General features: G+C 63.7%; 27 protein-coding genes. 15 read left to right on the top strand and 12 right to left on the bottom strand.

The features are described from left to right. Window positions 1-507, bottom strand: coding sequence for a YciE/YciF ferroxidase family protein (locus AC0L2K_RS01855; protein ID WP_473530441.1), 507 nt, complete (start codon window positions 505-507; stop codon window positions 1-3). A gap of 420 nt (window positions 508-927) precedes the next feature. Between AC0L2K_RS01855 and AC0L2K_RS01850 the strand changes: the two genes are divergently transcribed. Then, the gene (locus tag AC0L2K_RS01850) at window positions 928-1,074 is read left to right on the top strand and encodes a hypothetical protein (RefSeq protein ID WP_023801394.1); all 147 of its coding nucleotides are present in this window, start codon (window positions 928-930) and stop codon (window positions 1,072-1,074) included. A gap of 293 nt (window positions 1,075-1,367) precedes the next feature. On the opposite strand, the gene AC0L2K_RS01845 is transcribed toward AC0L2K_RS01850, so the two are convergent. Next, complete coding sequence (locus AC0L2K_RS01845) at window positions 1,368-1,820, bottom strand: Lrp/AsnC family transcriptional regulator (RefSeq protein ID WP_473530440.1); 453 nt, start codon at window positions 1,818-1,820, stop codon at window positions 1,368-1,370. Window positions 1,821-1,939: 119 nt separating this feature from the next. Here AC0L2K_RS01845 and AC0L2K_RS01840 point away from each other — a divergent pair, with 119 nt between their 5' ends. Further along, window positions 1,940-2,935, top strand: coding sequence for a nucleoside recognition domain-containing protein (locus AC0L2K_RS01840; RefSeq protein ID WP_473530553.1), 996 nt, complete (start codon window positions 1,940-1,942; stop codon window positions 2,933-2,935). A gap of 115 nt (window positions 2,936-3,050) precedes the next feature. On the opposite strand, the gene AC0L2K_RS01835 is transcribed toward AC0L2K_RS01840, so the two are convergent. From AC0L2K_RS01835 to AC0L2K_RS01825, 3 genes are all read right to left on the bottom strand, one after another. Next, a complete protein-coding gene (locus AC0L2K_RS01835; protein ID WP_031255764.1) occupies window positions 3,051-3,413 on the bottom strand; it encodes a DUF1850 domain-containing protein in 363 nt (120 codons plus the stop codon). Beyond that, window positions 3,410-5,512, bottom strand: a complete 2,103-nt coding sequence (locus AC0L2K_RS01830; protein ID WP_473530439.1) for a TRAP transporter permease — start codon at window positions 5,510-5,512, stop codon at window positions 3,410-3,412. The genes AC0L2K_RS01835 and AC0L2K_RS01830 overlap by 4 nt, the downstream gene beginning before the upstream one ends. Before the next feature lie 162 nt (window positions 5,513-5,674). Then, a complete protein-coding gene (locus tag AC0L2K_RS01825) occupies window positions 5,675-6,634 on the bottom strand; it encodes a TAXI family TRAP transporter solute-binding subunit (RefSeq protein ID WP_023801390.1) in 960 nt (319 codons plus the stop codon). 239 nt (window positions 6,635-6,873) lie between these two features. Here AC0L2K_RS01825 and AC0L2K_RS01820 point away from each other — a divergent pair, with 239 nt between their 5' ends. Together AC0L2K_RS01820 and AC0L2K_RS01815 are read left to right on the top strand one after the other, a co-directional pair. Continuing rightward, on the top strand, window positions 6,874-7,227 hold the full coding sequence (locus AC0L2K_RS01820; RefSeq protein ID WP_023801388.1) for a YciI family protein: 354 nt from the start codon (window positions 6,874-6,876) through the stop codon (window positions 7,225-7,227). Continuing rightward, window positions 7,227-8,477 (top strand): RNA polymerase sigma factor, encoded by a 1,251-nt coding sequence (locus AC0L2K_RS01815; protein WP_473530438.1) that lies wholly within the window; start codon window positions 7,227-7,229, stop codon window positions 8,475-8,477. Before AC0L2K_RS01820 ends, AC0L2K_RS01815 begins: the two co-directional genes overlap by 1 nt. A gap of 334 nt (window positions 8,478-8,811) precedes the next feature. Here AC0L2K_RS01815 and cysK read toward each other — a convergent pair whose 3' ends face one another. From cysK to hrcA, 3 genes are all read right to left on the bottom strand, one after another. Further along, the gene (gene cysK, locus AC0L2K_RS01810) at window positions 8,812-9,792 is read right to left on the bottom strand and encodes a cysteine synthase A (protein ID WP_023803671.1); all 981 of its coding nucleotides are present in this window, start codon (window positions 9,790-9,792) and stop codon (window positions 8,812-8,814) included. A 305-nt stretch (window positions 9,793-10,097) separates the two neighbouring features. After that, window positions 10,098-10,295 carry a hypothetical protein gene (locus AC0L2K_RS01805; protein WP_023803672.1) on the bottom strand — a complete coding sequence of 66 codons (198 nt, stop codon included), beginning with the start codon at window positions 10,293-10,295 and terminating at the stop codon, window positions 10,098-10,100. A gap of 80 nt (window positions 10,296-10,375) precedes the next feature. Beyond that, window positions 10,376-11,491, bottom strand: a complete 1,116-nt coding sequence (hrcA, locus tag AC0L2K_RS01800; RefSeq protein WP_473530437.1) for a heat-inducible transcriptional repressor HrcA — start codon at window positions 11,489-11,491, stop codon at window positions 10,376-10,378. Window positions 11,492-11,626: 135 nt separating this feature from the next. Between hrcA and rph the strand changes: the two genes are divergently transcribed. From rph to AC0L2K_RS01775, 5 genes are all read left to right on the top strand, one after another. Further along, the gene (rph, locus tag AC0L2K_RS01795) at window positions 11,627-12,343 is read left to right on the top strand and encodes a ribonuclease PH (protein ID WP_023803674.1); all 717 of its coding nucleotides are present in this window, start codon (window positions 11,627-11,629) and stop codon (window positions 12,341-12,343) included. A gap of 199 nt (window positions 12,344-12,542) precedes the next feature. Next, window positions 12,543-12,953, top strand: a complete 411-nt coding sequence (locus tag AC0L2K_RS01790) for a VOC family protein (RefSeq protein WP_128169297.1) — start codon at window positions 12,543-12,545, stop codon at window positions 12,951-12,953. Then, window positions 12,953-13,615, top strand: a complete 663-nt coding sequence (rdgB, locus tag AC0L2K_RS01785; RefSeq protein ID WP_128169296.1) for an RdgB/HAM1 family non-canonical purine NTP pyrophosphatase — start codon at window positions 12,953-12,955, stop codon at window positions 13,613-13,615. Before AC0L2K_RS01790 ends, rdgB begins: the two co-directional genes overlap by 1 nt. Then, window positions 13,612-14,775 carry a radical SAM family heme chaperone HemW gene (gene hemW / locus AC0L2K_RS01780; protein WP_473530436.1) on the top strand — a complete coding sequence of 388 codons (1,164 nt, stop codon included), beginning with the start codon at window positions 13,612-13,614 and terminating at the stop codon, window positions 14,773-14,775. The genes rdgB and hemW overlap by 4 nt, the downstream gene beginning before the upstream one ends. Before the next feature lie 189 nt (window positions 14,776-14,964). Beyond that, window positions 14,965-16,371 carry a caspase family protein gene (locus tag AC0L2K_RS01775; RefSeq protein WP_473530435.1) on the top strand — a complete coding sequence of 469 codons (1,407 nt, stop codon included), beginning with the start codon at window positions 14,965-14,967 and terminating at the stop codon, window positions 16,369-16,371. Window positions 16,372-16,484: 113 nt separating this feature from the next. Here the strand turns inward: AC0L2K_RS01775 and AC0L2K_RS01770 are convergent, their stop codons facing one another. The 3 genes from AC0L2K_RS01770 to AC0L2K_RS01760 form a co-directional block, all read right to left on the bottom strand. Beyond that, window positions 16,485-17,390: an FHA domain-containing protein gene (locus AC0L2K_RS01770; protein ID WP_473530434.1), complete on the bottom strand. Its 906-nt coding sequence runs from the start codon at window positions 17,388-17,390 to the stop codon at window positions 16,485-16,487. A 212-nt stretch (window positions 17,391-17,602) separates the two neighbouring features. Next, window positions 17,603-17,791 carry a hypothetical protein gene (locus AC0L2K_RS01765; RefSeq protein WP_023803680.1) on the bottom strand — a complete coding sequence of 63 codons (189 nt, stop codon included), beginning with the start codon at window positions 17,789-17,791 and terminating at the stop codon, window positions 17,603-17,605. Window positions 17,792-17,798: 7 nt separating this feature from the next. Beyond that, on the bottom strand, window positions 17,799-17,996 hold the full coding sequence (locus tag AC0L2K_RS01760; protein WP_023803681.1) for a hypothetical protein: 198 nt from the start codon (window positions 17,994-17,996) through the stop codon (window positions 17,799-17,801). 167 nt (window positions 17,997-18,163) lie between these two features. On the opposite strand from AC0L2K_RS01760, the gene rsmI reads away from it, so the two are divergent. Together rsmI and AC0L2K_RS01750 are read left to right on the top strand one after the other, a co-directional pair. Beyond that, window positions 18,164-19,093 carry a 16S rRNA (cytidine(1402)-2'-O)-methyltransferase gene (rsmI, locus tag AC0L2K_RS01755; RefSeq protein WP_287258987.1) on the top strand — a complete coding sequence of 310 codons (930 nt, stop codon included), beginning with the start codon at window positions 18,164-18,166 and terminating at the stop codon, window positions 19,091-19,093. Further along, the gene (locus AC0L2K_RS01750; RefSeq protein ID WP_287258988.1) at window positions 19,086-19,463 is read left to right on the top strand and encodes a YraN family protein; all 378 of its coding nucleotides are present in this window, start codon (window positions 19,086-19,088) and stop codon (window positions 19,461-19,463) included. The genes rsmI and AC0L2K_RS01750 overlap by 8 nt, the downstream gene beginning before the upstream one ends. 242 nt (window positions 19,464-19,705) lie before the next feature. Here the strand turns inward: AC0L2K_RS01750 and AC0L2K_RS01745 are convergent, their stop codons facing one another. Beyond that, the gene (locus AC0L2K_RS01745; protein ID WP_023803684.1) at window positions 19,706-20,512 is read right to left on the bottom strand and encodes an undecaprenyl-diphosphate phosphatase; all 807 of its coding nucleotides are present in this window, start codon (window positions 20,510-20,512) and stop codon (window positions 19,706-19,708) included. A 181-nt stretch (window positions 20,513-20,693) separates the two neighbouring features. Between AC0L2K_RS01745 and AC0L2K_RS01740 the strand changes: the two genes are divergently transcribed. Genes AC0L2K_RS01740 through mepA form a run of 4 tightly spaced genes read left to right on the top strand, consistent with a single transcriptional unit; the run spans window position 20,694 to window position 24,667 of the window. After that, window positions 20,694-21,386 carry a glutathione S-transferase family protein gene (locus AC0L2K_RS01740; RefSeq protein WP_128169289.1) on the top strand — a complete coding sequence of 231 codons (693 nt, stop codon included), beginning with the start codon at window positions 20,694-20,696 and terminating at the stop codon, window positions 21,384-21,386. Further along, a complete protein-coding gene (gene queG / locus AC0L2K_RS01735) occupies window positions 21,367-22,527 on the top strand; it encodes a tRNA epoxyqueuosine(34) reductase QueG (RefSeq protein WP_473530433.1) in 1,161 nt (386 codons plus the stop codon). Before AC0L2K_RS01740 ends, queG begins: the two co-directional genes overlap by 20 nt. After that, window positions 22,524-23,426 (top strand): SDR family oxidoreductase, encoded by a 903-nt coding sequence (locus AC0L2K_RS01730; RefSeq protein ID WP_473530432.1) that lies wholly within the window; start codon window positions 22,524-22,526, stop codon window positions 23,424-23,426. Before queG ends, AC0L2K_RS01730 begins: the two co-directional genes overlap by 4 nt. Before the next feature lie 59 nt (window positions 23,427-23,485). After that, a complete protein-coding gene (gene mepA, locus AC0L2K_RS01725) occupies window positions 23,486-24,667 on the top strand; it encodes a penicillin-insensitive murein endopeptidase (protein ID WP_473530431.1) in 1,182 nt (393 codons plus the stop codon). Window positions 24,668-24,772: the final 105 nt, after the last annotated feature.

Below are 24,772 nucleotides of genomic sequence, written 5' to 3'. Positions count from 1 at the left end.
CTACTCGGCGGCCTGAAGGTTGACCTTGGCTTCCGCAATCTCGGTGAGCTTGCGGTCGGTCGCCTGCTCTTCCTTGATGTTGTTGGCCAGGACATTGGCGCAGTCGGTGCGGCCAAGCTGCTTGGCCCAGGAGATCAACGTGCCGTAGCGGGTTATCTCGTAGTGCTCGACCGCCTGAGCGGATGCGATCAGGGCGGCGTCGAGAACGTCCTTGTCGTCGATGTCGCCGCTGACTTCATCGGCTTCCTCGAGAATGCCGTCGATGGCCGGACAGTTGACCGTCTTGGCCTTCACGCCATGCAGTTCGAACACCTTCTCGACGCGCTCGATATGACCTTTGGTCTGGCCGAGATGCTTTTCAAGGCCGGCTTTCAGCTGCGGGTCGGTCGCCTTGTCGATCATCTTCGGCAGCGACTTCTCGATCTGTTTCTCGGCGTAATAGATGTCGCGCAGCGTGTGGACGAAGAGGTCGTCCAGCGTCTTGATGTCTTTCGAAAAGAAACTCATGGCTTTGCCTTTCCATTGTTCTTGCTGTGTTGGGGGTTCCGGCGGCGGTTCCGCTCGGAAGCCGCTGAGCCGGGGTTGGTCCCGGCTCTCAGCGTCAACGTGCTTCTATCGGACGGGTTCCTGGCTTTCCCGAGTAATCAGGGAAATTTGCGCAAGCACGGAAATTTCGCGGCACCGGCCAAAGTTGAAACACAAGCGCGTCGGAGCGACATCCAAACGAAACATATGTGATGCAAAAGTCACACTAGCCGGAATGCCGACGAACTGCATGGAAAGACCCCGAATCAGCCGCATTCCAGCCACGAACCAAGGCCTTTTTGACCAAAGATTAACATCGTGTTCACCGAGTATTCACGCCTCGACGCTATGATCCCACGCAATTCGGAAGGGACATCCGAAATCGGGACAGGGACAGGGAAAATGAACTTCTTGACGCACCTCATCGGCTACGCTGCTGCCATCCGCGAATTCGTCGCGCCGACCTACCGGCCGGAGCGCTATTACATGCGCGGCCCAGGCCCCGCTTGCGCACGCCGCGGCCACACGCTCGGCATCAGCGCGCACTGATGACGACCTGGAAAGCCGTCACGATAGCCGGATCTGCAGGCCGGCCGCCGATCATCGTGCGACCACCTATCGCACGGAACGTCCTGGGCTCGCCGACAGGCGGCGTGCGACAACGCCAAGGGTCTGAGTTTCCAGAATTTTGAGATTCTGGGGCTTCGAGAATCTGGGCTTCGAGATTCTGGGGCTTATACCTCGCCGCCGGCAAGCTAAGTGCCGTTTGACACCAGGCAGCCGGGACTCGCGTGACCGCCCAGTAGCTGCAAGATCCCTTCCGCCAAGTTGCCTCCGAAAAGCTAGAGCGGGATTGCGGTCGTCTCCTTGGCGGTTCGAATCACAAACATGGTGTAATACCGCGCCACATTCGTCCGATCTCGGAACAGCCGCTCGCACAAAGTGTCAAACTCGTGCATATCCATCAGCCGCAGCATAAGAACAGCGTCGGTCGAGCCGCTCACGCTGTAGGCCTGGATCACCGCTGGTTCCATGGCGGCAAGCTCGAGGAAGCGGCGCATATGCTGCTCGCCGTGGCGCTCCAGCTCGACCGTGACGATAGCCTTCATCCCCCTGCCGGCCTTGGCCGGATCAAGAAGCGCGACAACGCGGTCGATGACACCGACTGACTTTAGCCGCCGTATGCGGCGCAAGCAGCTGGAGGGTGAAAGCCCGACCTCCGCCGCCAGGTCGGCATTTGTTCGCGAAGCGTCTTCTTGCAAAAGCTTGAGAAGCTTCCCGTCGATCCGGTCCATTCCGGTCCTCCGTCGTCGTCTACCGGTCTGCAATGTTATTGCACAAGTCCGCAAATTTTGACCACAAATGCGAACCGTCTCACGGTAGTCATTTGGCGTCAATCACGGAGACAATCGCCATGGCAGTGCAGACCGCCCTCTATCGAAAGACGCTGGAAACGCTTGAAATCTATTGGGAATTGGTTCGGATTATCGTTCCGGTCACGATAGCCACACAGATCCTGCAGGATCTTGGTGTCATCCGGGCGATCTCTCCGTTCTTCGCGCCTCTCATGACGCTGGTTGGACTGCCGCCCGAGCTCGCTCTTGCCTGGCTAACGGGATTGCTGGTGGGAATTTGGGGCGCGGTGGTGACCGTGTTCACTCTGGCCCCGGTTTCGACGTTGAGCACTGCCGACATGACCGTTCTTTCAACCCTTTTGCTATTTGCGCATGCCATTCCGATTGAACAACGCATCATTCAGAAGGTTGGGCCAAGCTTCGTGGTCACTGCAGCACTTCGCATTGGCGGCGGACTGATCCTTGCCATGCTCCTGCACCAGATATTCGCAGCAACCGGATGGCTATCCGAGCCGCTGAAGCCGGCGTGGATACCAATGGTCGAAGGCACTGATTGGAGCAGTTTTTTTCCAGGCATGCTCAAAACCCTGGCAACCATGCTCGTCATCCTCCTCGCACTAAGCTGGCTGATCGAGCTACTCAAGATGTCGGGCATCCTGGGTTGGCTGAACAACGGGCTTTCAAGGCTGTTTCGCCTTGCCGGCATCCAGTCACAAGCGGTGCCGTTCACTGCGGTCGGTCTGTTTCTTGGAATTTCCTATGGCGCGGGACTGCTGATCCGCGAGGCGCGCACGACCAGCGTAGACCCGCGCCAGATCTTCCTCGCTTGCGTGTTCATGGGCTTTGCCCACAGTCTCATAGAGGACACGCTGGTTGTCATCGCTCTGGGTGCAGACTTCACCAGTGTGTTTTTCGTTCGCCTGATCTTTGCCGTGCTCGCAACCGCGTTGATCGCCCGGGCAATCAGGTCGGCTTCCGACATTCTGTTTTTCAAAGCATTCTTCCGCAAGGAAGAAAGTCGGCTCGCTCAGTCGGAATCCGGTTTTGGCGGCTAACGATGGAGCGTCTTTGGTCTGCTTATGTGGCTGTGCCCGGAACTCGACATCCGACAACGCCCTGGAGGACGAGGTCCCGCACCCGCTTGCCGACCGTCCGCTACCGCGGCTGGTACTAACCTTCGCACAGCTCCAGCACCGTCGTGTCGCCTGCCGCCTTGCCCAGTTCGCGGCAGCCCTGAACCGTGCACAGCGTCCAGCCTTCACCGGTCGCGCCGGAGGCCGCGAGCACAAGGCGCCGCTGCGGCGCCATCTTGGGTTTATAGACCCACCAACCGTCCCGCAGCACCGAGCCTTCCGGCGGTTCCATGCCGGCGCCCGAGCCCTTGATCCGTGCCTCGGCGATCTCCAAGCCGGAAGGCGTCACCTTCCAGTCCTCCTGCCAATGCGTCTTTTCCACCGAATGCGTCCAGGCGAGCGTGAAGGCGGCGACAGTGAGCGTCACCGTCTTGCCGGCTGCGAGGATACAGAGGCTCATGCGGTGCCGGTGGCCTGCCGCGCCCGCCAGCAGTGCCAGCCGATCCAGGCGACAGAGAGTGCCCACCCGGCTTCGTCGGTGACAGGCAGTGCGGCAACCAGCAGCACGCCGGCGGCGAAGGCGACGAGACGTTCCCACCAGGCCATGCGCCGGGCCAGGAACCCGACGGCGGCTGCGCCCCACAGGGCAATGCCCATGCAGGCCTTGGCGACGATATAGGCGACCTCGACGGGATAACCGAACTGGGCGGCGATCGGACCGGGGTCCTGCAGCATCAGCGCCGGGGTGTAGACCGCCATGAACGGCACGACGAAGCCGGCGACGGCAAGCTTGGTGGCCTGGATGCCGATCTTGAGGCCGCTCTCCTTGGCCATCGGCGCGGCGGCGAAGGCGGCCAGCGCCACCGGCGGAGTGAGGTCGGCCATAATGCCGAAATAGAAGACGAACATGTGGCTGACCACCAGCGGCACGCCGAGTGACAGCAGTGCCGGCCCGGCCAGCGACGAGGTGATGATGTAGTTGGGGATCGTCGGTATGCCCATGCCGAGCACCAGGCAGGTGAGCATGGTCAGCACCAGCGACAGGAACAGATTGTTCTCGCCGATGGAGATGATCCAGCCGATGAAGGTGGAGGCGATGCCGGTGAGCGTCAAGGTGCCGATGACGACGCCGACGATGGCGCAGGCGATGCCGACCGGCAGCGCGTTCTTTGCTCCCTCGGCTAGCGAATCTATGCATATCTGCAGCGTCTCGCGTCCGCCCCTGAAGGTGACGCAGGCGATGACGAGCCCGGCGATGACAAAACTGAGGATGTTGACGCCGAACCTCATGAAGGAGGCGGCGGCAAGCCCCAGCGCCAGCCAAAAGACGATGCGGAAGGCAAGCGGCCCGATCAAAGCCGCCAGCGGCGTGCCGAGGATGAGCACGATGGTCAGCGCCAGCCCCATGGTGCCGGCGAAGATCGGCGTATAGCCGGCAAACAGCAGATAAATGAGCGCGGCCAGCGGCAGCACCAGCGGCCAATGTCTTCTCACCGCGTGCCACGGATTGGGCAGGTCCGCCTTGGCCATGCCCTGCAGGCCGGCCTTGCCGGCTTCCAGGTACACCTGCCAGAAGCAGGCACCGAAATAGAGCAGCGCCGGGATGATCGCTGCCTTGACCACCTCGGCATAGGGGATGTTCAGCGTCTCGGCCATGATGAAGGCGACCGCGCCCATCACCGGCGGCATGATCTGGCCGCCCATCGACGAGGTCGCCTCGACCGCGCCGGCGAAAGCCGAACGGAAGCCGAAGCGCTTCATCAGCGGAATGGTGAACTGGCCGCTGGCCACCACATTGGCGACGCCGGAGCCGGAAATGGTGCCCATCAGCGCCGAGGACAGAACGCAGACCTGGGCCGGTCCGCCGCGCCATGTGCCGACCAGGCCAAGCGCGAAGTCGTTGAACAGCGCGATCATGCCAGCGCGCTCGAGAAAGGCGGCGAAGACGACGAAGATGAAGATATAGGCGGCCGAGACGTAGACCGGCGTGCCGTATATGCCTTCGGTGCCAAAGGCGAAGGTGTCGATAAGCTGGGCGAAATCATAGCCGCGATGGATGAAGGGCGGCGGCAGGTGATTGCCGAAGGAAGCGTAGGCGAAAAAGATCAAGGCGATCAGGGCAAGCGGCAGCCCCATCAGCCGCCGCGCGGCCTCGAAGACCAGCACAACCAGCACCGTGCCGACGATCAGGTCCGGCGTGGTGAGGAAGCCGGAGCGCCGGATGAGATCGGCATAGAACACCCAATTGTAAAGGCCGGTGCCAAAGCCGAGCAGGCCGAGCGTCCAGAATGCTGCTTTCGCCGGTGTGCTTGTGGCGCGCAGATTGGCGATCAGGCCAAAGCCGAGCAGCAGCAAGAAGCCGACATGCATGGCGCGCACCACCTGGCTCGGCAGGCTGCCATAGGCGGCGATGTAGATCTGGAAGACGGAGAAGGCGATGGCGATGAGAAAGGCGGCCTTGCCGGCGAAGCCGTCGCCGAAATCCGGCGGCAGCCCTTCGAGCGGGGCTTCGGCGGTGGGGGAAAGAACGGTCGGCGTTTCGGGATGGGCGTGGGTCATTGGCGGGTTCCTGGCGGGCGTAATCCCTCCCCCTTGAGGGGAGGGTGGACAGCCGCCGAAGGCGGATGGACGGGTGGGGTCGTTGCGGCAGTGCGCGGCCTGAACCGACCCCACCCGCCTCGCTTCGCTCGGCACCCTCCCCTCAAGGGGGAGGGAGCACCCCTATTTCACCAATCCCTTTTCCTTGTAATACCGCTCGGCACCGGGATGCAGCGGCACTGGCATGCCGTCGAGCGCCTTGGCCATGTCGATCGCCTTGGCGGCGGCGTGGGCAGCAGTGAGCTGGTCGAGATTTTCGAACAGCAGCTTGGTCATCTGATAGCCGGTCTCGTCGGAGACGTCGGCGTGGGTGATGAGGAAATTGCCGACGGCGGCGGTCGCGACGTCCTCGGTCTGGCCTTCATAGGTGCCCTTGGGAATGGTCACCGAAAGATAGGGCGAGCCGATCTTGGCGACGTCCTGCGCCGGTACGGCGACGACGTTGATCGGCACCGAAGTGGCGAGGTCGCGGATCGAGGCGACGCCGAGGCCGGCCGATTGCAGCGTGGCGTCGAGCTGGCGGTTCTTGATCAGCTCGACCGATTCGGCGAAGGGCAGATACTCGACCCGTCCGAGATCCTCGTATTTCAGCCCGGCGGCGGCGAAGATGGCGCGGGCGTTGAGCTCGGTGCCGGATGCCGGCGCGCCGACCGACAGGCTCTTGCCCTTGAGGTCGGCAAGCGTCTTGATGCCGGATTCCTTGCTGGCAACGATCTGGATATAGTTGGGATAGATGGCGGCGACGCCGCGCAGCTTGTCGAGCTTGCCCGGGAAACCGGCCTCGGTGTTGCCCTCGGCGGCCAGTTTGACGGCATCGCCGAGCGCGAAGGCGATCTCGCCCTTGCCCTGCTGCAACAGGTTGAGGTTCTCGACCGAGGCCTTCGTCGCCTGCACCTGGGTGCGGGCGCCCTCAATGCCCTTGCCGTAGATTTCCGACAGTGCGACGCCGAGCGGATAATAGACGCCCGAGGTGCCGCCGGTCAGCACGTTGATGAATTCCTGCGCCTTGGCCGACACCGCGCCAAGGCCCAGCGACAGCGCCAGCGTGCCGGCGACAATAAATTTCGTCCTGAAATTGTGCATGTGATCTCCTCCCTGAAATATCTGCCACCGCGCGACCCGAGGCGAGTTTAGACAGCAGGCGGGAAATGCCAACCCGCAATATCCATTAGACGAACGGCTGAGTGATGCCGCAACGCATGGCCGCTTGCGCGATGTGCGATCGGAGCCGAAAGATTTTCGCAGAGCCTGTCGAAATCGCGCGAGGCCGCGCGACATACGTTCGGCTCGCAACGATGCGGCCTTCGAAAATGGAGAAGACCATGCGATACATGCTTTTGATCTACGTGAACGAAGCCGCGATGGCGGCCGCGCCGATGGAGAAGACCTACGAGATCAGCGCAGCCTATGGCGCCTATACCGAGGCGTTGAAGAAGTCCGGCTCCTGGTTGGCCGGTGACCGGCTGAAGCCGACCCAAGCCGCGACCTCGGTGCGGATGGCCAACGGCAAGACCAACGTGCTCGACGGTCCCTATGCCGATACCAAGGAGCAGCTCGCCGGTTTCTACATGATCGAGGCGGAGGACGCCGACGCGGCTATTGCCTGGGCGGCGCGATGCCCAGCTGCCAGCACCGGCACAGTCGAGGTGCGGCCGATCTGGGAACAAACCATGTGATGACGAATGACCTGGAGGTCGCCCGGGCGGCGGCGGAAGCGGCCGCCCGGCAAAGCTACGGCAAGCTCATCGCCTTCCTCGCCGCCCGCACGCGCGACGTGGCCGGCGCCGAGGACGCGCTGGCCGACGCCTTTGCGGCGGCGCTGGAGCGCTGGCCGCAAACCGGCGTGCCCGAGAAGCCGGAAGCCTGGCTGCTGGCGGTGGCGCGCCGACGTCGCGTCGATGCGATCCGGCGGCGGCTGACCAGCGAGGCGGGCCGCGACCATCTCAGGCTGATCGCCGAGGAGATCGAGGCACGCATGGCCGACGAAGACCTGCACGACGAGCGGCTGCGGCTGATGTTTGCTTGCGCCCATCCGGCGATCGAAGCCGGCGTGCGCGCGCCGCTGATCCTGCAGACCATTTTAGGCTTCGACACAGCGACGATCGCCTCGGCCTTCCTGGTGTCGCCGGCAACGATGGGCCAGCGCCTGGTGCGCGCCAAAAGCCGCATCCGCGAGACCGGCATTCCGTTCCGCGTGCCGGAGCGGGCAGAGCTTGGCGAGCGGCTGGATGCGGTGCTGGAAGCGATCTACGCCGCGTTCGCCGAAGGCTGGTCCGACCCGGCCGGCACCGAAACCCGCCGCCGCAATCTCGCGACCGAAGGCATCTGGCTCGGCCGGCTGGTAGCCTCGCTGATGCCGGATGAGCCGGAAGCGCTTGGCCTGCTGGCGCTGATGCTGTTTGCCGAGGCGCGGCGTGCGGCGCGGCGCAACGCCGCCGGGGACTATGTGCCATTGGCCGAGCAGGAGCTTGGGCTGTGGGACGGCGCGTTGATTGACGAAGCGGAGACATTGCTGAAGCACGCCGCGGCCAAGCGCGTCGTCGGCCGCTACCAGCTCGAGGCAGCCGTGCAATCCGCCCATACGACAAGGCGGCTGACCGGCCGGACCGACTGGGCCGCGATCAAACAGCTCTATGATGCGCTGTCGGTGATTGCCGGCTCGCCGGTGGTCTCGATCAACCGCGCGGTGACCCTTGCCGAGGCCGACGGCGCCGCGGCGGGATTGAGTGCACTTGATGAGCTTGGCGACGACAAACGGCTGCATGATTATCAGCCTTATTGGGCCGCCCGCGCGGGCCTTCTGGCCAGGCTCGGCAAAACTCGGGAGGCCACCGAGGCCTATAACAGGGCGATCGGCCTCGAACGCGACCCGGCCGTGCGCCGGTTCCTGCAGGCACGACGGGCTGGGCTCGCAGCCGAAGAATGAGGTCAGGGAAAGGCCGGGGTCAGACATGATCCGATGTTTGGGATCTAAGGCCGACCGCTGGTGCCGCCCCTCATTGCCCTGCCCGTCCTCCGCAGCAGCTGCGGAGGGTGGACCGGGCATTTCTCCCCGTAAACGGGGAGAAACAGGCTGGTCGCGGTGTCGGCACTTTTTTCTGCAACGCTGGCGATTGGCGAACCCGTCAATGAGAGCGCCCCCTCGCCCCGTTTACGGGGTGCGAATGCCGGCAGGCAGGTGAGGGGCGGCGCCGGCTTCGACAATTGGCGGGCGCTACGGAAGCGCAGGAAACCGCAACCGCAGGCCGGCACAAATATGCCTAAGCCCCCAGCCCTTCGAACAGGATCGTCGACAGATAGCGTTCGGCGAAGGACGGAATAACGACCACCAGGTTCTTGCCCTCGTTCTCCGGCCGCGAGCCGACGACGATCGCCGCCTGCAGGGCAGCGCCCGACGAGATGCCGACCGGCACGCCTTCGAGGCGGGCGACAAGCCGCGCATTGGCGACCGAATCCTCGTTGGAGACCTTGACGATCTCGTCATAAATGGTCGTGTCGAGGATCTTCGGCGCGAAGCCGGCGCCGATGCCCTGGATCTTGTGCGGGCCGGGCTGGCCGCCCGACAGCACCGGCGAGGCTTCCGGCTCGACGGCGACGACATGCACGGAGGGCTTGCGCTGCTTCAGCACCTGGCCGACGCCGGTGATGGTGCCGCCGGTGCCGATGCCGGCGACGAAGATGTCGACTTCGCCATGAGTGTCGTTCCAGATTTCCTCGGCAGTGGTGCGGCGGTGAATTTCCGGATTGGCGGGATTCTCGAACTGCTGCGGAATGATGGCGTCGGGCAGCGTCGCGGCCAGTTCGTCGGCCTTGGCGATGGCGCCTTTCATGCCTTTCGGCCCTTCGGTCAGCACCAGTTCGGCGCCGAGCAGCGCCAGCATCTTGCGGCGTTCGACCGACATGGTTTCCGGCATGGTCAGGATCAGCTTGTAGCCCTTGGCGGCGGCGGCGAAGGCGAGCGCGATGCCGGTGTTGCCCGATGTTGGCTCGATCAGCGTGGTCCTGCCGGGCGCAATCCTGCCCGATGCCTCCAGCGCCTCGATCATCGAGACGCCGATGCGATCCTTGACCGAGCCGATCGGGTTGAAGAATTCGAGCTTGGCCAGCAGATTGGCGACGACGCCCTTTTCCCCGGCGAACTTGTCGAGCCGCACCAGCGGCGTGTCGCCGATCGTCTCGGTGATCGAATTGTAGATGCGGCCGCGGCCGGGCACAGGCACGGTGGTGGCGGGCTTGTTCATTGGTTTCGCTCCCAAGAGGTCAGATGGGCAAGGGTCAGGCAATCAAGTGAGTCAGGCAACTAAGTCTCGACCAGGCAGGATAAAGCCTTCGGCCGCGCAAGCTAGTCTGCCGTTTGAAAATATCCGACGGGGTCGCATGCTGAATACATCCTCGCCTGCAGGTGACGGCCAGATGCAACCGCCGCCGCCCTCGGGGCACCGCATCACTTGCCGGTCGGCCCCAGACCGCGTCGCCGAAGACGACGAAGCCGGTCACGAGATCCTCATGCTCGCCGGTCGGCTAGCCGTCCTTGCACCTTTCGGGCTCAGTTCCCGGCGGCGTAGAAATCGTCGTCGAGGCGCTTTTCCAGCGCGACGAGATCGGCCGGCAGCGGCAGGCCCATGGCGCGCATCTCCCCCAGCTTTTCGCGCAACTGCTCCTGCACTTCATGCTGATCCTCGGGCTGGTTGATCATCTGCTCGAGCAACAGGCTGATCTGAGCCTTGAATGATTCCAGCGCCATTTTTTTCTCCTTGAGGTCCCTTAAGCGTGTCGCGTTGGAAGGATCCGTGCGACGCGCTTCGGTTTTTTGGGCGACATGCATTATCGCAGCATGCGGGAAATAAGCTGCGCGGTATAGTCGACCATCGGCACGATGCGTGCGTAGTTCAGCCGGGTCGGGCCGATGACGCCGAGCGCGCCGATGACGCGGGCGTCCTTGTCGCGATAGGGCGCCACGACCAGCGACGAGCCCGACAGCGAAAACAGCTTGTTCTCCGAGCCGATGAAGATGCGCACGCCGGAGCCTTCCTCGGCGAGGTCGAGAAGCTGGATCAGCCCGTCCTGCGTCTCCAGATCCTCGAACAAATGCCGCAGTAGCTCGATGTCGGCCTGGGCGGTGACATTTTCCAGCAGATTGGCGCGACCGCGCACGATGAGACGCGCCGGCAAGCCGCTCTCGGCGCCTGCCCAGACAGCAAGGCCCTTCTCGACCAAATCCTGCGACAGCGTGTCGAGGGCGGCCCTGGTTTCTTCCTTGATGCGGGCGATCTCGACCCGCGCCTCGGCCAGCGTGCGACCGCGGATATGGGCGTTGAGGAAATTCGAGGCTTCGTGCAGTTGCGAGACGGTGATGCCGGCGGGCAGGTCGACGACGCGGTTTTCGACGTCGCCGTTCTGCGACACCAGCACGGCCAGCGCCTTGTTCGGCTCGAGCTGGATGAATTCGATATGCTTGAGCGCCACCTCGTTCTTGGCGGCAAGCACGAGGCCGGCGCCGCGCGACATGCCGGACAGCATCTGGCTCGCCTCGGTGAGCACGTGCTCCAGCGTCGCACCAGAGCCGGAGGCGCGTACCTGCGCCTCGATGGTGCGGCGCTCCTCGTCGGAGAGATCACCAAGCTCCATGAAGGCATCGACGAAGAAGCGCAGGCCGGCCTGGGTCGGCAATCGGCCGGCCGAGATATGCGGCGCGTAGATCAGGCCGAGATGCTCGAGATCGCTCATCACATTGCGGATGGTGGCCGGCGACAGCGAAGACGGCAGGATACGCGACAGGCTGCGCGAGCCGACCGGCTCGCCGTCCTTCAGATAGGAATCGACAATGCGCCGAAAGATGTCGCGCGAGCGCATGTCGAGCGATTGAAGCGCGGGCGATTGAAGCGCGGGGGATTGGAGCGCTGCCGCCGACTGGGAACCGGGATCGACTGCCTTGGTCATTCGAGCCAAATACCTCCGGCCCAAGGATATAGACATCGGCCGCGCCCGCGCAACTGGTCCATTTTCCTTTGCGCCTCTCGTCGCGTGCGGCTACAAGCCGGCCACGACTCCTAAAACGACAAGAAAGAAGCCTGAATGCGCCCTTCCAAACGCCAATTCGACGAAATGCGCGCCATCTCCTTTGAGCGCGGCGTCTCCAAGCACGCGGAAGGCTCGTGCCTGGTGAAGTTCGGCGACACCCACGTGCTGTGCACCGCCAGCCTCGAGGAAAAGGTGCCGGGCTGGATGCGCAATTCCGGCAAGGGCTGGGTGACGGCGGAATACGGCATGCTGCCGCGCTCGACCGGCGAGCGCATGCGCCGCGAGGCTTCGGCTGGCAAGCAAGGCGGCCGCACGCTGGAAATCCAGAGGCTGATCGGCCGTTCGCTGCGCGCAGTGGTCGATCTGCAGGCGCTGGGTGAGCAGCAGATCACCGTCGACTGCGACGTGATCCAGGCCGATGGCGGCACGCGCACCGCCTCGATCACCGGCGGCTGGGTGGCGCTTTACGACTGCCTGCGCTGGATGGAAGCCCGGCAGATGGCCAGCGTCGCCAAGGTGCTGAAGGACCATGTCGCGGCTATCTCCTGCGGCATCCACGACGGCCAGCCGGTCATCGACCTCGACTATCTCGAGGATTCATCGGCCGGCACTGACGCCAATTTCGTCATGACCGGCAAGGGCGGCATCGTCGAGATACAAGGCACGGCCGAGGGCGAGCCTTTCTCGGAAGAGCAATTTGCGGCGCTGATGGAATTGGCCAAGAAAGGCATTGCGCGACTGGTCAGCCTGCAGCAGATGGCTGTAGCGTAGTCCTGAAAATGCCGAGCTTGTCCGCCCCCCTCTGGCCTGCCGGCCATCTCCCCCTCAAGGGGGGAGATCGGGTATCCAATCGGCTTTCGCCAACTGTCGGCGGCGTGGGATGTGCGGAAGCGCTGAAGCTGCCAATCTCCCCTCTTGAGGGGGAGATGCCAAGTTTTGGCAAAGAGGGCAGGCCAGAGGGGGGTGCCTCGTGACACCCTCTGCCATCCTCGAATCAGCGCTGTACGTGACCGACCTCGATGCCGCGGAAAAATTCTACACCGATGTGCTCGGGCTCGATCTGCTGGGCAAGGTCGACGGCAGGCATCTTTTCTTCCGTTGCGGGGACGGCGTGCTGCTCATTTTCAACGCCGAGGCGACCAAGATCCCGCCGGCGCCCGATGCCAAGCTGAAAGTGCCGCCGCACGGCACGGTCGGCGACGGCCATCTCTGCTTTGCGGCGAGCGCGGACGAGATCGTGCGCTGGAGAGCGCATCTTGAGCGCAAGAAAATCGCCATCGAGAGCGAGTTCGAATGGCCGCAGGGTGGCCGCTCGATCTATGTTCGCGACCCCTCCGGCAATTCGATCGAATTCGCCGAACCAAGAATCTGGGGCATCTGATGCATTCGCTTGATGGACATGAGATCGTTGTCGCCAGCCACAATGCCGGCAAATTGCGCGAATTCGCCGATCTGATGGCGCCGTTCGGCATAGAAGCGAAGTCGGCCAAGGAATATGGCCTGCCCGAGCCGGACGAGACCGGCACCACCTTCGAGGAGAACGCCTATATCAAGGCCTTTGCCGCCGCCAAGGCGACAGGCCTCCCGGCATTGTCGGACGATTCCGGCCTGTGTGTCGATGCGCTGGGCGGAGCGCCCGGCGTCTACACCGCCAACTGGGCCGAGGCGCCCGACGGGAGCCGCGACTTCGGCATGGCGATGCAGCGAGCCGAAGTGGCGTTGCAGGAAATCGGCGCGGTTGATCCAGCGCAGCGCAAGGGCCGTTTCGTCGCCGTCATCTGCCTGGCCTTTCCCGACGGCGCGGCCGAATATTTCCGTGGCGAAGTCGAGGGCACGCTGGTATGGCCGCCGCGCGGCGAACTCGGCTTCGGCTACGACCCGGTGTTCGTGCCGGACGGTTTCCAAAAGACTTTTGGCGAGATGACCGCAGAGGAGAAACATGGCTGGAAGCCCGGCCAGCCGACGGCATTGTCGCATCGGGCTCGCGCCTTCCAGAAATTCGCGCAAGCCAGACTGGATTTGGCGCGATCGGCGGTGAAATGACCATGCTGCTCGACCGCAGCCCCGGTTTCGGCGTCTACGTGCACTGGCCGTTCTGCGCGGCCAAGTGCCCCTATTGCGACTTCAACAGCCATGTCCGCCACCAGCCGGTCGACCAGGAGCGTTTCGCGCGCGCCTTCGAGACCGAGCTTGCGACGATGCGCAACCGCACCGGACCGCGCGAGGTGACCAGCATTTTTCTCGGCGGCGGCACGCCATCGCTGATGAAGCCGCAAACCGTGGCGACGGTGCTGGACGCGGTGGCGAAGAACTGGACAGTGCCTGCTGGCATCGAAGTGACGCTGGAAGCCAACCCGTCTTCGGTCGAGGCCGAGCGCTTTCACGGCTACCGGGCGGCAGGCGTCAACCGGGTGTCGCTCGGCGTGCAGGCGCTGAACGACAGGGATCTGCGCTTTCTCGGCCGGCTGCACAATGTCGATGAAGCGCTGCATGCGATTGGCCTGGCGCGTGAGATTTTCCCGCGGCTGTCGTTCGACCTGATCTACGCACGGCCCGGACAGACACCGGAAGCGTGGCAGGCGGAGCTCGAGCAGGCGATCGGCCACGCCGCCGACCATTTGTCGCTCTACCAGCTGACCATCGAGGAAGGCACGCCGTTCCACGCGCTGCATGCGGCGAGGAAATTCGCTATTCCCGACAATGACCATGCCGCCGATCTCTATGCGCTGACGCAGGAGATCACCGCTGCGCATGGGCTGCCGGCCTATGAGATTTCGAACCACGCCAGATCAGGCGCCGAAAGCCGGCACAATCTGACCTATTGGCGCTATGGCGAATATGTCGGCGTCGGTCCCGGCTCGCATGGCCGCTTCGTCGAAAACGGCCGTCGCGTGGTGACGATCGCCGAAAGAATGCCGGAAACCTGGGCCAATCTGGTCGAGGCCAAGGGCCATGGCGTCACCGGCGGCGAGATCCTGACGCGCTCGGAAGAGGCCGACGAGTTCCTGTTGATGGGGCTGAGGCTGGCCGAGGGCATCGACCTCTCTCGCTATGAAGCGTTTTCCGGCCGCGGCCTGTCGACGGCGCGGCTGTCGATGCTGCAGAGCGAGGGGCTGGTGGCGCCGATCGGCAATGCCCGCCTGCGCGCCACGCCGGCCGGCATGATCGTGCTAGATGCTGTGGTGGCGGATCTGGCGCGGTAAAGCTTGGGCCAAGATCTGAACTGTCACAGACAATTTATCGGCTCAAGCAAGGATGCTGGAAATTCGGCTTGCTTGGCCGGCCATCCCACCGCAATCCGCAACCGATAGTGACTTGCAAGCGTGGGCCTGACTGGTCAAGCTTCGGTCGGGTGCCGCTAATCTGCGGCTGAAGCAGAGCACGGGGCTAAAATGCGCCTCTTCAACATCGCGCTTGCTGTCATTGCTCTGATCGGCGGGCTGGAGGTGGCGTGGGCTGAAAAACGCGTTGCGCTGGTGATCGGCAATTCGAGCTATCAACGGGTCGCTAAACTTCCCAATCCGAACAATGACGCTGCTGACATGGCGGCCTTGCTCTCAAAGGTAGGGTTCAAAGTATCTCGCAAGATGGACTTGGACCATACCGCGTTCAGGAAAGCTCTGCAGGAGTTCGGTCGCGCGGCGGAAGGTGCTGATTTCGCAATAATCTTCTTCGCGGGACATGGGGTTGAGGTCGAGAATAGAAATTTTCTCGTGCCTACAGACGTCAGCCTGAGCGCTGATTCCGACGTGGAGTTTGAGGCAATCCCGCTGGATTTGGTGATGAACGCGTTGTCCCGTGTCTCCGGCGTGCGGGTGGTTCTACTTGATGCTTGCCGGGACAACCCTTTTATCGCGGCCATGCGAAGATCAAATGCAACGCGTTCCATCGGCAGAGGCCTGGCTGCGATTGAACCGGCAGCCGGAACCCTGGTCGGGTACGCTGCGAAGGAAGGTACAACCGCTTTCGATGGAGCGGGACGGAACAGTCCCTACACTGCAGGGCTGTTGGCGCATTTGGGTGAACCCGGGGTAGACATCCAATTCGTGTTCCGCAAGGTTCGCGACACTGTTCTGGCCGCGACAGGCGGCAAGCAGGAACCATTCACGTACGGATCGCTGCCTGGCAGGGAAATTTTCATTGCCCCTCCTCGTGGGCCAACGGCAGTCTCGCCAGCCAACAACAGCAGCCGAGATGCGAGCCTGACGGAAATCGAGTTGTGGACCTCAATCCGCGGCTCCAAAAGCAGCGGAGCGTTAAAGGATTATCTTCAACTGTACCCGGAGGGCCTGTTTGTGCCTCTCGCCAGACTCCAAATTCAACAGTTGGAGAATGCAGATCATCAATCGGACGCCAGCCAGGAAGATGCCCCGAACGAGCTGGCGAAGCGGATACAGCGCGAGCTTGGCCGCGTTGGGTGTAAGCCGGGAAACCCAGACGGCATCTGGGGTGGAAGGACCCGGGAGGCGTTGCGCCGTTTCGCTCGCCACTCCGGCGCTGAGATCGACATGGCGAAACCGACAACAATTGCTTTGAAGATATTGGAAGGAAGCACAGCGCGCGTGTGTCCGGTGGTTGCCCGGCCGAATTCGATACAAGAACCCGGCCATGCAAATGGCCCGAATACCCGGCCACGACCGACAACGGAACAGAAGCGTGCCGCCGCTGCTCCGAGCGCGAGCAGGCCAGCTCGCGTTTGCAGGGCAGAAACCCACGATGAGTGCAGGGTCCGAGCGCGGGCCGCCGGGGCACGCCGGGGCAGCGGCTTCTGCCGCGATCGAATTACAATCTGCGAGTGACGTGCCTCGGCAGAACTTGCCGATCTGGCGTCCCTCAGCGGCCACGAGCCCTGTTGAAGCCGGCGAGAACCGGCGGCAAGCGGCAGCAGAAAGCTATGCTCCTGCTGGCGCGTCTATTCTAGGCTGAATACCTCGATCATCTCGGCGCGCCCTTTGACCTCGTGATAGCCGCAGGACTTGAAATATTGTCTGCCTTCAGGCCAGTGCTCGACGAACTGGGCGCTGACCAATAGCGGCTTGTCCAGTTTTCGCGTCAATCCCTCAATACGAAAGGCCAAATTCACGGCATCGCCCAGCGCGGTGTTGATGCCTTTGCCCATAACGCCGATAGCAACTTCACCCACATGAAGGCCAATGCGGCAGTCGAGTACGATGTCTTGTTGTTCCCTGACCAGTACTCGGGTTGGCGACGTAGCCGCGTCTTCCGCAGCGCGGAGCGCCTGGGCAGCCTGAACCGCAGCGACACAGACGTCCGCTGCCGTCTCGTGCCAATAAGCAAATACACAATCACCGATGAATTTGTCGATCGAGGCACCGTAGTGCTTCAAGATCATATTGCAGTCCATATACCACTCGGCCAGGAGGGCCGCCACCTGTTCCGGGGACAGCCTGGCGCTAATTCCGGTAAACTCCTTCAAATCAGCAACGAACAGCGTGGCCGGCCGGCTCTTGGGGGCTGCCGGGTTGCCCCATTGAGTTTTTGTGTTCGCCACTTGCGAATCTGGATCGGGGGCAGTCGTGCCCTGGTCGAAAAGAAAAATCGATCTGCCGAACTGGACGCGATCGCCGGTGTGCAGCACACGCGCGGTTGTGAGCGCCACGTCATTCACATAACTGCCATTGGCACTGCCGACATCAACAACCCAGTAGTTCGCGCCGTCGCGCCGGATCGTTGCATGCTGGCGCGAAACTTCCCCGTCTTCCAAGCGTATGGTGGAATGTTCGCCACGACCAACCAGGTTGAAATCTCCCAGCCTGTAGACCTCTCTGCTGCCCAGTGCGGTTAAAGTTGCCGACATGATCCTCTCCCGTACGCTCAAGCGCGCGCACGCAGGTTCAATATTAGCACGTTACGAACAGAGGCTGGCGACATTCCAGAGGACGATGAGTTCGTGGACCCAGCGTCTGCTGGAAGCGTGCGTGTCTAACAATCCGGGTTGAATGATGTGGCCGAGCGTTTCCCCCACGCTTTAGAGAGAAGTGTCTCGGCCAATCGCGAAGGTCGCGGTAGTCAGGCGTCGTGCTTGGGGAGGCGCTTGGCGTGGTCTTTCTCGGCGTCCGCCTCGCCGTCGCGAGCCGGCTTGGCCTCGCCCTTGTCGCGGCGGGCGCGGTATCGATCGCTTGTCGGATGTGGGGGCGCTCCATTGCGGGAGCTTTTGGTTTCAAGGCGGGTGATGAAAATGTCGAAGCGATTGGGCATCGTCTGGTCAGTGCTCCATCGTGCTGCCGGTGCCGGTCGAGGGCTCGATCTCGAGCTTGGTTGCCTTTGACGGCCGACGCTTTCGCGGCTTTTTAGCCGAGCCGGCGCCGGCTTTGGCAGGCAGGCCCTTGTCCTTTCGCACGGCAAAGCGCTTGCGGCCTGCATAGTAGGGTTCGAAAACGTCTTGTATCTTGAGGCTGTCCATCCTGCTCCTCCCGAGATCAGGCATAAATCCGCCGGGCACGGTTTCGTTCCGCAGTGTGGCAAAGGCATGACAGCCGCGTCACTTCGGCATGGGTTTTGCAACCCGGCGTGAGCCGTGCCAAACAGGGCCGAATGCATTCAAGGTCAGAGCCTGACGGGGGAACACCGGTGACCGGCGAGTCGGCAAAACGCAGCTACGTGATCGGCCAGACCGAGATACCGGCCCGGCCGCTCGAGCCGGCGCTCTACCTGGTGGCGACGCCGATCGGCAATCTCGCCGACATCACATTACGCGCGCTTGAAACGCTCGCCGCAGCCGACATCGTCGCCTGTGAGGACACGCGTGTCAGTCGCGTGCTGCTCGACCGCTACGGCATCCGCCGCCGCACCACTGCGTATCATGAGCACAATGCCGGCGAGGCCGGCCCAAAGCTGATCGCAGCCTTGCTGGCAGGGCAGAGCGTGGCGCTGATCTCGGACGCCGGCACACCGCTGATCTCCGACCCGGGCTACCGACTGGTCGGCGAAGCGCTCGACCAGGGCATTCGCGTCGTGCCGATCCCCGGCCCGTCGGCGCCGCTCGCGGCGCTGACGGCCTCCGGCCTGCCCTCTGACGCCTTCCTGTTCGCCGGCTTCCTGCCGGTGAAGACCGGCCAACGGCTGACGCGGCTGGAATCGCTTAAAACCGTGCCGGCGACGCTGATCTTCTTCGAATCGCCGCGCCGCCTGGCCGAGACGCTCGGTGCCATGGTCGAGGCGCTGGGTGGCGCCCGCAAGGCCGCGATCGGTCGCGAGTTGACCAAGACCTTCGAGGAGATACGGACCGGCAGCTTGCAGTCGCTCGCCGATCATTACGCGGCGGCCGACACGCCGAAGGGCGAGATCGTCATCTGCGTCGGCCCGTCGGACGCAACGGCCGACGAACCGGCCGACATCGACCGGCTTCTGCTTTCGCTTGCCGCCGAGATGCCGGCCTCCAAGGCGGCGGCGGAAGCCGCCAAGATGACCGGCGGCCAGAAGCAGGCGCTTTACCGGCGGCTGCTCGAACTCAAGGACACTGGGAAAGAGGGCGACACCGGGAAAGCCCGCAATGGCTGATCGCCCGGTCGCCAGCCGCCAGCGGGCCTATCGGCGCGGCCACCGCAGCGAGTGGCTGGCGGCTGCGGCGTTGATGGTGAAGGGCTATCGGATCCTGGCCCGCCGCCACCGCACGCGGTTCGGCGAGATCGACCTGATCGCACGGCGCGGCGACCTGGTGCTGATCGTCGAGGTGAAGGCTCGCCGCACGCTGGTGGAAGCGATGGAAGCTGTTCGCTGCGAATCGGAGCGCCGCATCGAAAGCGCCGCCGATCTCTGGCTGTCGCGCCAGTCCGACTATGGCAGATTGTCGGTGCGCTTCGACATGGTCGCGGTGCTGCCGTGGCGCTGGCCGGTGCATATCGAGAACGTTTTTTACGGGCGGAGTTGAGGAAGGTCGCCGCCATCCGAATCTTGCGAGACGTCAGCGGGACAGCGCCCCCCTCTGGCCTGCCGGCCATCTCCCCCACGAGGGGGGAGATCGGAAGTTGCGCCGTCTTCGCCAACTTCGAACGTTGAAAAAGAGGCGCTGTCGCGAAAACTGCCGATCTCCCCCTCGTGGGGGAGATGTCCGGCAGGACAGAGGGGGGCGCGAAGGAACTCGACGGAGTAGTGTGGGGGCAGTCTCTGCACTCACCCCCGGACAAACAGCGCCGCCAGGCCGACGGTGCCGATAACCAGCCGCCACCAGCCGAACAGCGAATAGCCGTGGCGCGAGACGTAGTTGAGCAGGAAGCGCACGACGATAAGCGCCGCGACGAAGGCGGCGATGAAACCGGCGGCGATGATGGGCAGATCGGCGCTGGTCAGCACATTGCGGTTCTTGAACAGGTCGAAGGCGAAGGCGCCGACCATCGTCGGCATGGCGAGAAAGAAGGAGAATTCCGCAGCCGCGCGTTTGTCGACGCCCAGAAGCAGCGCGCCGACGATCGTCGAACCGGAACGCGACGTGCCGGGGATCAGCGAAAGGCACTGGAACAGTCCGATCTGCAGATAGAGCCGGAGCGGAAACCGCTCGACGTCGTGATAGAGCGGCTTCGGCTTGAACCGATCCACCCACAGCAGGACCAGGCCGCCGATGATCAGCATGACGCAGATCAGCCTCGGCGATTCAAACAGCACCGTCTTGATGAAGCCATGCGCCAGCGCGCCGATGACGGCCGCCGGCAGAAAGGCAACGAGGATGCCGAGAACGAAATGCCGCGTCACCCGATCACGCGGCAGGTCGACCAGCATCTGCCACAGGCGATGGAAATAGACGCTGAGGATCGCCAGTATGGCGCCGAGTTGGATCAGGATCTCGAAGGCCTTGCCGGTCGAATGGAAGCCGAGAAAATGACCGGCAAGCAGGATATGGCCGGTCGACGAGACCGGAATGAACTCGGTCATGCCCTCGATCATGCCGAGCAGCAGCGCTTCGACAATGGTCTGGCTTTCCATGGAAACCTCGGCGTTCGAGTGAGAGCTTTGAAGAACGGCTTGCTTGTCATGGCGCGGAACTCCTCCTATAGGTCGCAGCACCCTGACGGCCCTTTGAATCGGGGCGGCCCCCTGAATCGGGGCGGCCAAGACTTACCGGCGCAGCCGGCGATTTGCCAGTGCGCTCTATTATCGCGGGACCATGCTGACGCTTTTCCACCACCCGATGTTCGCCACCTGCCGCTTCGTTCGCCTCGCTTTCGGCGAGTATGGCGAGGAACTGGCGCTGATCGAGGAAAAGCCGTGGATGCGGCGCAAGGAGTTCCTGGCGCTGAACCCGGCCGGCACGCTGCCGATCCTGCTTGCCGAGGGCGACGTGCCGATCGTCGGCGCCATGGTCATCGGCGAATATCTCGACGAGACGCGCGGCGTGCTCAAGCGCGACAAGCGGCTGTTCGCCGAGGACCCGATGGAGCGCGCCGAAATCCGCCGGCTGACCGACTGGTATCTCAGCAAGGCCGATAGCGAGGTGACGCGGCACCTGGTGCGCGAGCGCGTGCTGAAGCCGATCATGCCGGAAACGGCGGGCGGCGGCTCGCCCGATTCGGCGGCGATCCGCGCCGCGCGCGCCAACATCCGCCAGCACATGAAATACACCAACTGGCTGGCCGGCACCCGCCATTGGCTGGCCGGCAGCAAGGTCACCTATGCCGACCTCGCGGCTGCGGCTGCGCTGTCCGTGCTCGACTATCTCGGCGAGATCGACTGGCGCGAACACGCTGCCGCGCGCGAATGGTATGCACGGGTGAAATCACGGCCATCGTTCCGGCCGCTTTTGTCCGACCGGGTGCGCGGCCTGTCACCGGTGTCACATTATGCGGACCTCGATTTCTAGATCGCAAAACTTGCGCGCGCTGATCGACCGCGAGGCGCGGCGCGCCGGTTTCGATGCCGTTGCCGTCACCACGCCCGATGCCATCCCGCAGGCGCCGGCCCGGCTTGCCGCATTCGTCGCCGACGGCTTCCACGGCTCGATGGGTTGGATCGCCGAGACGCTCGAACGCCGCGGCGAGCCGCTGGCGCTTTGGCCCGAAGTTCGCTCGATCATCGTGCTGGCCATGAACTACGGGCCGGACCACGACCCGCGCGCGGTGCTGGGCAAGCGCCAGCGGGGCGCGATCTCCGTCTATGCGCAGAACCGCGATTATCACGATGTGATGAAGGGCCGGCTGAAAGAGATCGCCGGCAAGATCGTGGGGCACTCTGGGAGCGACGTAAAAGTGTTCGTCGACACCGCCCCGGTGATGGAAAAGCCGCTGGCAGAAGCCGCCGGCCTCGGCTGGCAAGGCAAGCACACCAATCTGGTCAGCCGCGAGCACGGCTCCTGGCTGTTCCTTGGCACCATCTTCACCACCGCCGAGCTTGCATCCGATACGCCCGAAGACGACCATTGCGGCTCTTGCCGCGCCTGTCTCGACGCCTGCCCGACCGACGCCTTTCCGGCTCCCTACCGGCTCGATGCGCGCCGCTGCATCTCCTACCTCACCATCGAGAACAAGGGGCCGATCCCGCACGAGTTCCGCGAAAAAATCGGCAACCGCATCTATGGCTGCGACGATTGCCTGGCCGCCTGCCCATGGAACAAGTTTGCCCGGGCAGCGTCCGAGGCAAAGCTCGTCGCCCGCGCGGACTTGCGCGAGCCGCCGCTCGCCGATCTGTTGGCGCTCGACGACGCTTCCTTCCGGTCGTTCTTTAGCGGTTCGCCGGTCAAGCGCATCGGTCGCGACCGCTTTGTCCGCAACGTGCTGATCGCCGCCGGCAATTCCGGCGAACCCTCGCTCGGAAACGCCGTGCGTGCGCTGCTCGGTGACGCCTCGCCGCTGGTGCGCGGCGCAGCGGTATGGGCGCTGTCACGGCTTGTGCCGGCTTCGGATTTCGCCAAATCGGCCACCGCTGCGGTGAAAGCAGAAGGCGACGAGGCCGTGCGACGCGAATGGCGCCTGGCGCTGGCAAACCAGATCGAGGCGCATGCATGAGCGAGAAGCAGATCCTCATTTTCGGCGCCGGCTATTCGGGCAAGGCATTTGCCCGCGCCAGCAAGGATGCCGGCACGATCCTTGGCACGACACGCGCAGCGGAGAAATTCGAAGCGCTGCGGCAAGCCGGAATCCAGCCGCTGCTTTTCGATGGCGCGCTGACGCCTGAAATCAGCGACGCGCTCGAGAAAACAACCCACCTCGTCGTCTCGGTGGCGCCGGAAGAGGCCGGCGACCCGGTGCTGAATGCGGCGCGCCAGGCAATCGCGAAGATGCCGGCGCTCGAATGGATCGCCTATCTCTCCACCGTTGGCGTCTACGGCGACCATGGCGGCGGCTGGGTCGACGAGACCTCCGAATGCAGGCCGCTGTCGAAGCGCTCGATGCTGCGTGTCGCCGCCGAGCAGGACTGGCTGAAGCTGGGTCGAGACATCGCCCGGCCGGTGGCGATCCTGCGGCTTTCCGGCATTTACGGGCCGGGCCGCAATGCCCTGGTCAATCTGGAAAACGGCACCGCGCGGCGGCTGATCAAGCCCGGCCAGGTGTTCAACCGCATCCATTGCGACGACATTGCCGGGGCGCTCTGGCATCTGCTCGAGGACATCAGCGGCGGCATCTTCAACGTCACTGACGACCTGCCTGCGCCGCCGCAGGACGTCGTCACCTATGCCGCAGGGCTGATGGGCGTCACACCGCCGCCGGAAATTCCGTTCGAGACCGCCCAACTTTCGCCCATGGCGCGGTCCTTCTATGGCGAGAACAAGCGTGTCGCCAACACGGCGATCAAGGCGGCCGGCTATCGCTTCCGCTTTCCCGACTACCGGTCGGCCTTCGACCATATGTGGGTTTTGGGCAACTGGCGCGATGGCGAGGCGCGCAGCCCGATGAAGCGGTCGTGATCGAAATCGCGCGCCGGGCGTGATATGATTCGACCAATTTGCAGAGGGGTTCTGCTTTCATGACGATGTTGAAGCGACCATTGCCCGGCAAATCGCTGCTGAAGCGCGTCGCAACGCGCTTTAGATTTCTGTTTACGCATGTCGTTGTCCCAAAAACGCTGCGCACTTTTGGGCGACATGCATTAGCAGCACTCGCCGTCCTCGCCTTGGCGGGGCTTGCAGCGCGACCTGCGGCGGCCGAGGAACTGGCGAAAAACCTGTTCGGCGCCAAAAAACTGCCGGCCGTGGCTTTGCCGCAGTCGATCGGTTTTTATTCCAAGGGCTGCTTTGCCGGCGGCGTCGCCATACCCCTGAACGGCCCGAAATGGGAGGTGATGCGGCCTTCGCGCAACCGCCGCTGGGGCCATCCGACGATGATCGCGCTGATCGAGAGACTGTCGCGCGACGCCGCGGCCGATGGCTGGCCCGGCCTTTTGGTGGGCGACATTTCGCAGCCGCGCGGCGGTCCGATGCTGACCGGCCATGCCTCGCACCAGATCGGCCTCGACGCCGACATCTGGCTGACGCCAATGCCCGACCGCAAGCTTTCGCTCGAGCAGCGCGAAAACATGAGCGCCACCTTGCTTGTCGACGAAAAGACCCATTTGGTTAAAGATGCGCTCTGGGCGCCGGCGCATACGCGGCTGCTGAAGCGCGCGGCAAGCTATGCGGAAGTCGAGCGCATCCTGGTCAATCCCGGCATCAAGAAGAAGCTCTGCGACACGGTGAAAGGCGACCGTGGATGGCTGCGCAAGGTAAGGCCGTTCTGGGGCCACGACTATCACTTCCACATCCGCATCGGCTGCCAGCCCGGCTCGCCCAAATGCAAGGCGCAGGAAAACACCGCGCCAGGCGACGGCTGCGACCAGTCGCTGGCATGGTGGTTCACCGAGGAGCCGTGGCGCCCCAACAAGAACCCGGACAGGCCGAAAGCGCGCGACCTGATGACGATGGCGAGCCTGCCCGCAGCATGCCAGGCCGTGCTCGACGGGCCAAATCCGGCTTCGGCGGAGGCGGTCACCTATTATGGCGACTATCATGGCGACGGGGTGCCGGTCGCGGCTGCACCCGTTCTCACCAAGGCTCCGTCGCCGGCGCGGGCATCGGCAAGCGGCGCGGCAGCCCTCCCGGCCACGGCCAACGCCTACGCCGAAACGCCCGAGATCGGCATTCCGCTGCCGCGACCCCGGCCGGGGTATTGAGGCCAACAACCAACTGTTGGGGGCGGCGCCGCCCCTCATTGCCCTGCCGGGCATTTCTCGGGCTGGCCGCTGCCTTCGCGCCCTGCCTGCGACGCTGGTGATTGG

The organism is Mesorhizobium sp. WSM4817 (assembly GCF_055811135.1).
Note: the sequence above shows the minus strand (reverse complement) of the source record. Positions and strands in the feature narration are given on the sequence as shown.

What these genes read in the sequence shown, in the direction of transcription:
- AC0L2K_RS01855 (WP_473530441.1), bottom strand. Translation starts at nt 507, where the DNA reads ATGAGTTTCTTTTCGAAAGACATCAAGACGCTGGACGACCTCTTCGTC.
- AC0L2K_RS01850 (WP_023801394.1), top strand. Translation starts at nt 928, where the DNA reads ATGAACTTCTTGACGCACCTCATCGGCTACGCTGCTGCCATCCGCGAA.
- AC0L2K_RS01845 (WP_473530440.1), bottom strand. Translation starts at nt 1,820, where the DNA reads ATGGACCGGATCGACGGGAAGCTTCTCAAGCTTTTGCAAGAAGACGCT.
- AC0L2K_RS01840 (WP_473530553.1), top strand. Translation starts at nt 1,940, where the DNA reads ATGGCAGTGCAGACCGCCCTCTATCGAAAGACGCTGGAAACGCTTGAA.
- AC0L2K_RS01835 (WP_031255764.1), bottom strand. Translation starts at nt 3,413, where the DNA reads ATGAGCCTCTGTATCCTCGCAGCCGGCAAGACGGTGACGCTCACTGTC.
- AC0L2K_RS01830 (WP_473530439.1), bottom strand. Translation starts at nt 5,512, where the DNA reads ATGACCCACGCCCATCCCGAAACGCCGACCGTTCTTTCCCCCACCGCC.
- AC0L2K_RS01825 (WP_023801390.1), bottom strand. Translation starts at nt 6,634, where the DNA reads ATGCACAATTTCAGGACGAAATTTATTGTCGCCGGCACGCTGGCGCTG.
- AC0L2K_RS01820 (WP_023801388.1), top strand. Translation starts at nt 6,874, where the DNA reads ATGCGATACATGCTTTTGATCTACGTGAACGAAGCCGCGATGGCGGCC.
- AC0L2K_RS01815 (WP_473530438.1), top strand. Translation starts at nt 7,227, where the DNA reads ATGACGAATGACCTGGAGGTCGCCCGGGCGGCGGCGGAAGCGGCCGCC.
- cysK (WP_023803671.1), bottom strand. Translation starts at nt 9,792, where the DNA reads ATGAACAAGCCCGCCACCACCGTGCCTGTGCCCGGCCGCGGCCGCATC.
- AC0L2K_RS01805 (WP_023803672.1), bottom strand. Translation starts at nt 10,295, where the DNA reads ATGGCGCTGGAATCATTCAAGGCTCAGATCAGCCTGTTGCTCGAGCAG.
- hrcA (WP_473530437.1), bottom strand. Translation starts at nt 11,491, where the DNA reads ATGACCAAGGCAGTCGATCCCGGTTCCCAGTCGGCGGCAGCGCTCCAA.
- rph (WP_023803674.1), top strand. Translation starts at nt 11,627, where the DNA reads ATGCGCCCTTCCAAACGCCAATTCGACGAAATGCGCGCCATCTCCTTT.
- rdgB (WP_128169296.1), top strand. Translation starts at nt 12,953, where the DNA reads ATGCATTCGCTTGATGGACATGAGATCGTTGTCGCCAGCCACAATGCC.
- hemW (WP_473530436.1), top strand. Translation starts at nt 13,612, where the DNA reads ATGACCATGCTGCTCGACCGCAGCCCCGGTTTCGGCGTCTACGTGCAC.
- AC0L2K_RS01775 (WP_473530435.1), top strand. Translation starts at nt 14,965, where the DNA reads ATGCGCCTCTTCAACATCGCGCTTGCTGTCATTGCTCTGATCGGCGGG.
- AC0L2K_RS01770 (WP_473530434.1), bottom strand. Translation starts at nt 17,390, where the DNA reads ATGTCGGCAACTTTAACCGCACTGGGCAGCAGAGAGGTCTACAGGCTG.
- AC0L2K_RS01765 (WP_023803680.1), bottom strand. Translation starts at nt 17,791, where the DNA reads ATGCCCAATCGCTTCGACATTTTCATCACCCGCCTTGAAACCAAAAGC.
- AC0L2K_RS01760 (WP_023803681.1), bottom strand. Translation starts at nt 17,996, where the DNA reads ATGGACAGCCTCAAGATACAAGACGTTTTCGAACCCTACTATGCAGGC.
- AC0L2K_RS01750 (WP_287258988.1), top strand. Translation starts at nt 19,086, where the DNA reads ATGGCTGATCGCCCGGTCGCCAGCCGCCAGCGGGCCTATCGGCGCGGC.
- AC0L2K_RS01745 (WP_023803684.1), bottom strand. Translation starts at nt 20,512, where the DNA reads ATGGAAAGCCAGACCATTGTCGAAGCGCTGCTGCTCGGCATGATCGAG.
- AC0L2K_RS01740 (WP_128169289.1), top strand. Translation starts at nt 20,694, where the DNA reads ATGCTGACGCTTTTCCACCACCCGATGTTCGCCACCTGCCGCTTCGTT.
- queG (WP_473530433.1), top strand. Translation starts at nt 21,367, where the DNA reads ATGCGGACCTCGATTTCTAGATCGCAAAACTTGCGCGCGCTGATCGAC.
- AC0L2K_RS01730 (WP_473530432.1), top strand. Translation starts at nt 22,524, where the DNA reads ATGAGCGAGAAGCAGATCCTCATTTTCGGCGCCGGCTATTCGGGCAAG.
- mepA (WP_473530431.1), top strand. Translation starts at nt 23,486, where the DNA reads ATGACGATGTTGAAGCGACCATTGCCCGGCAAATCGCTGCTGAAGCGC.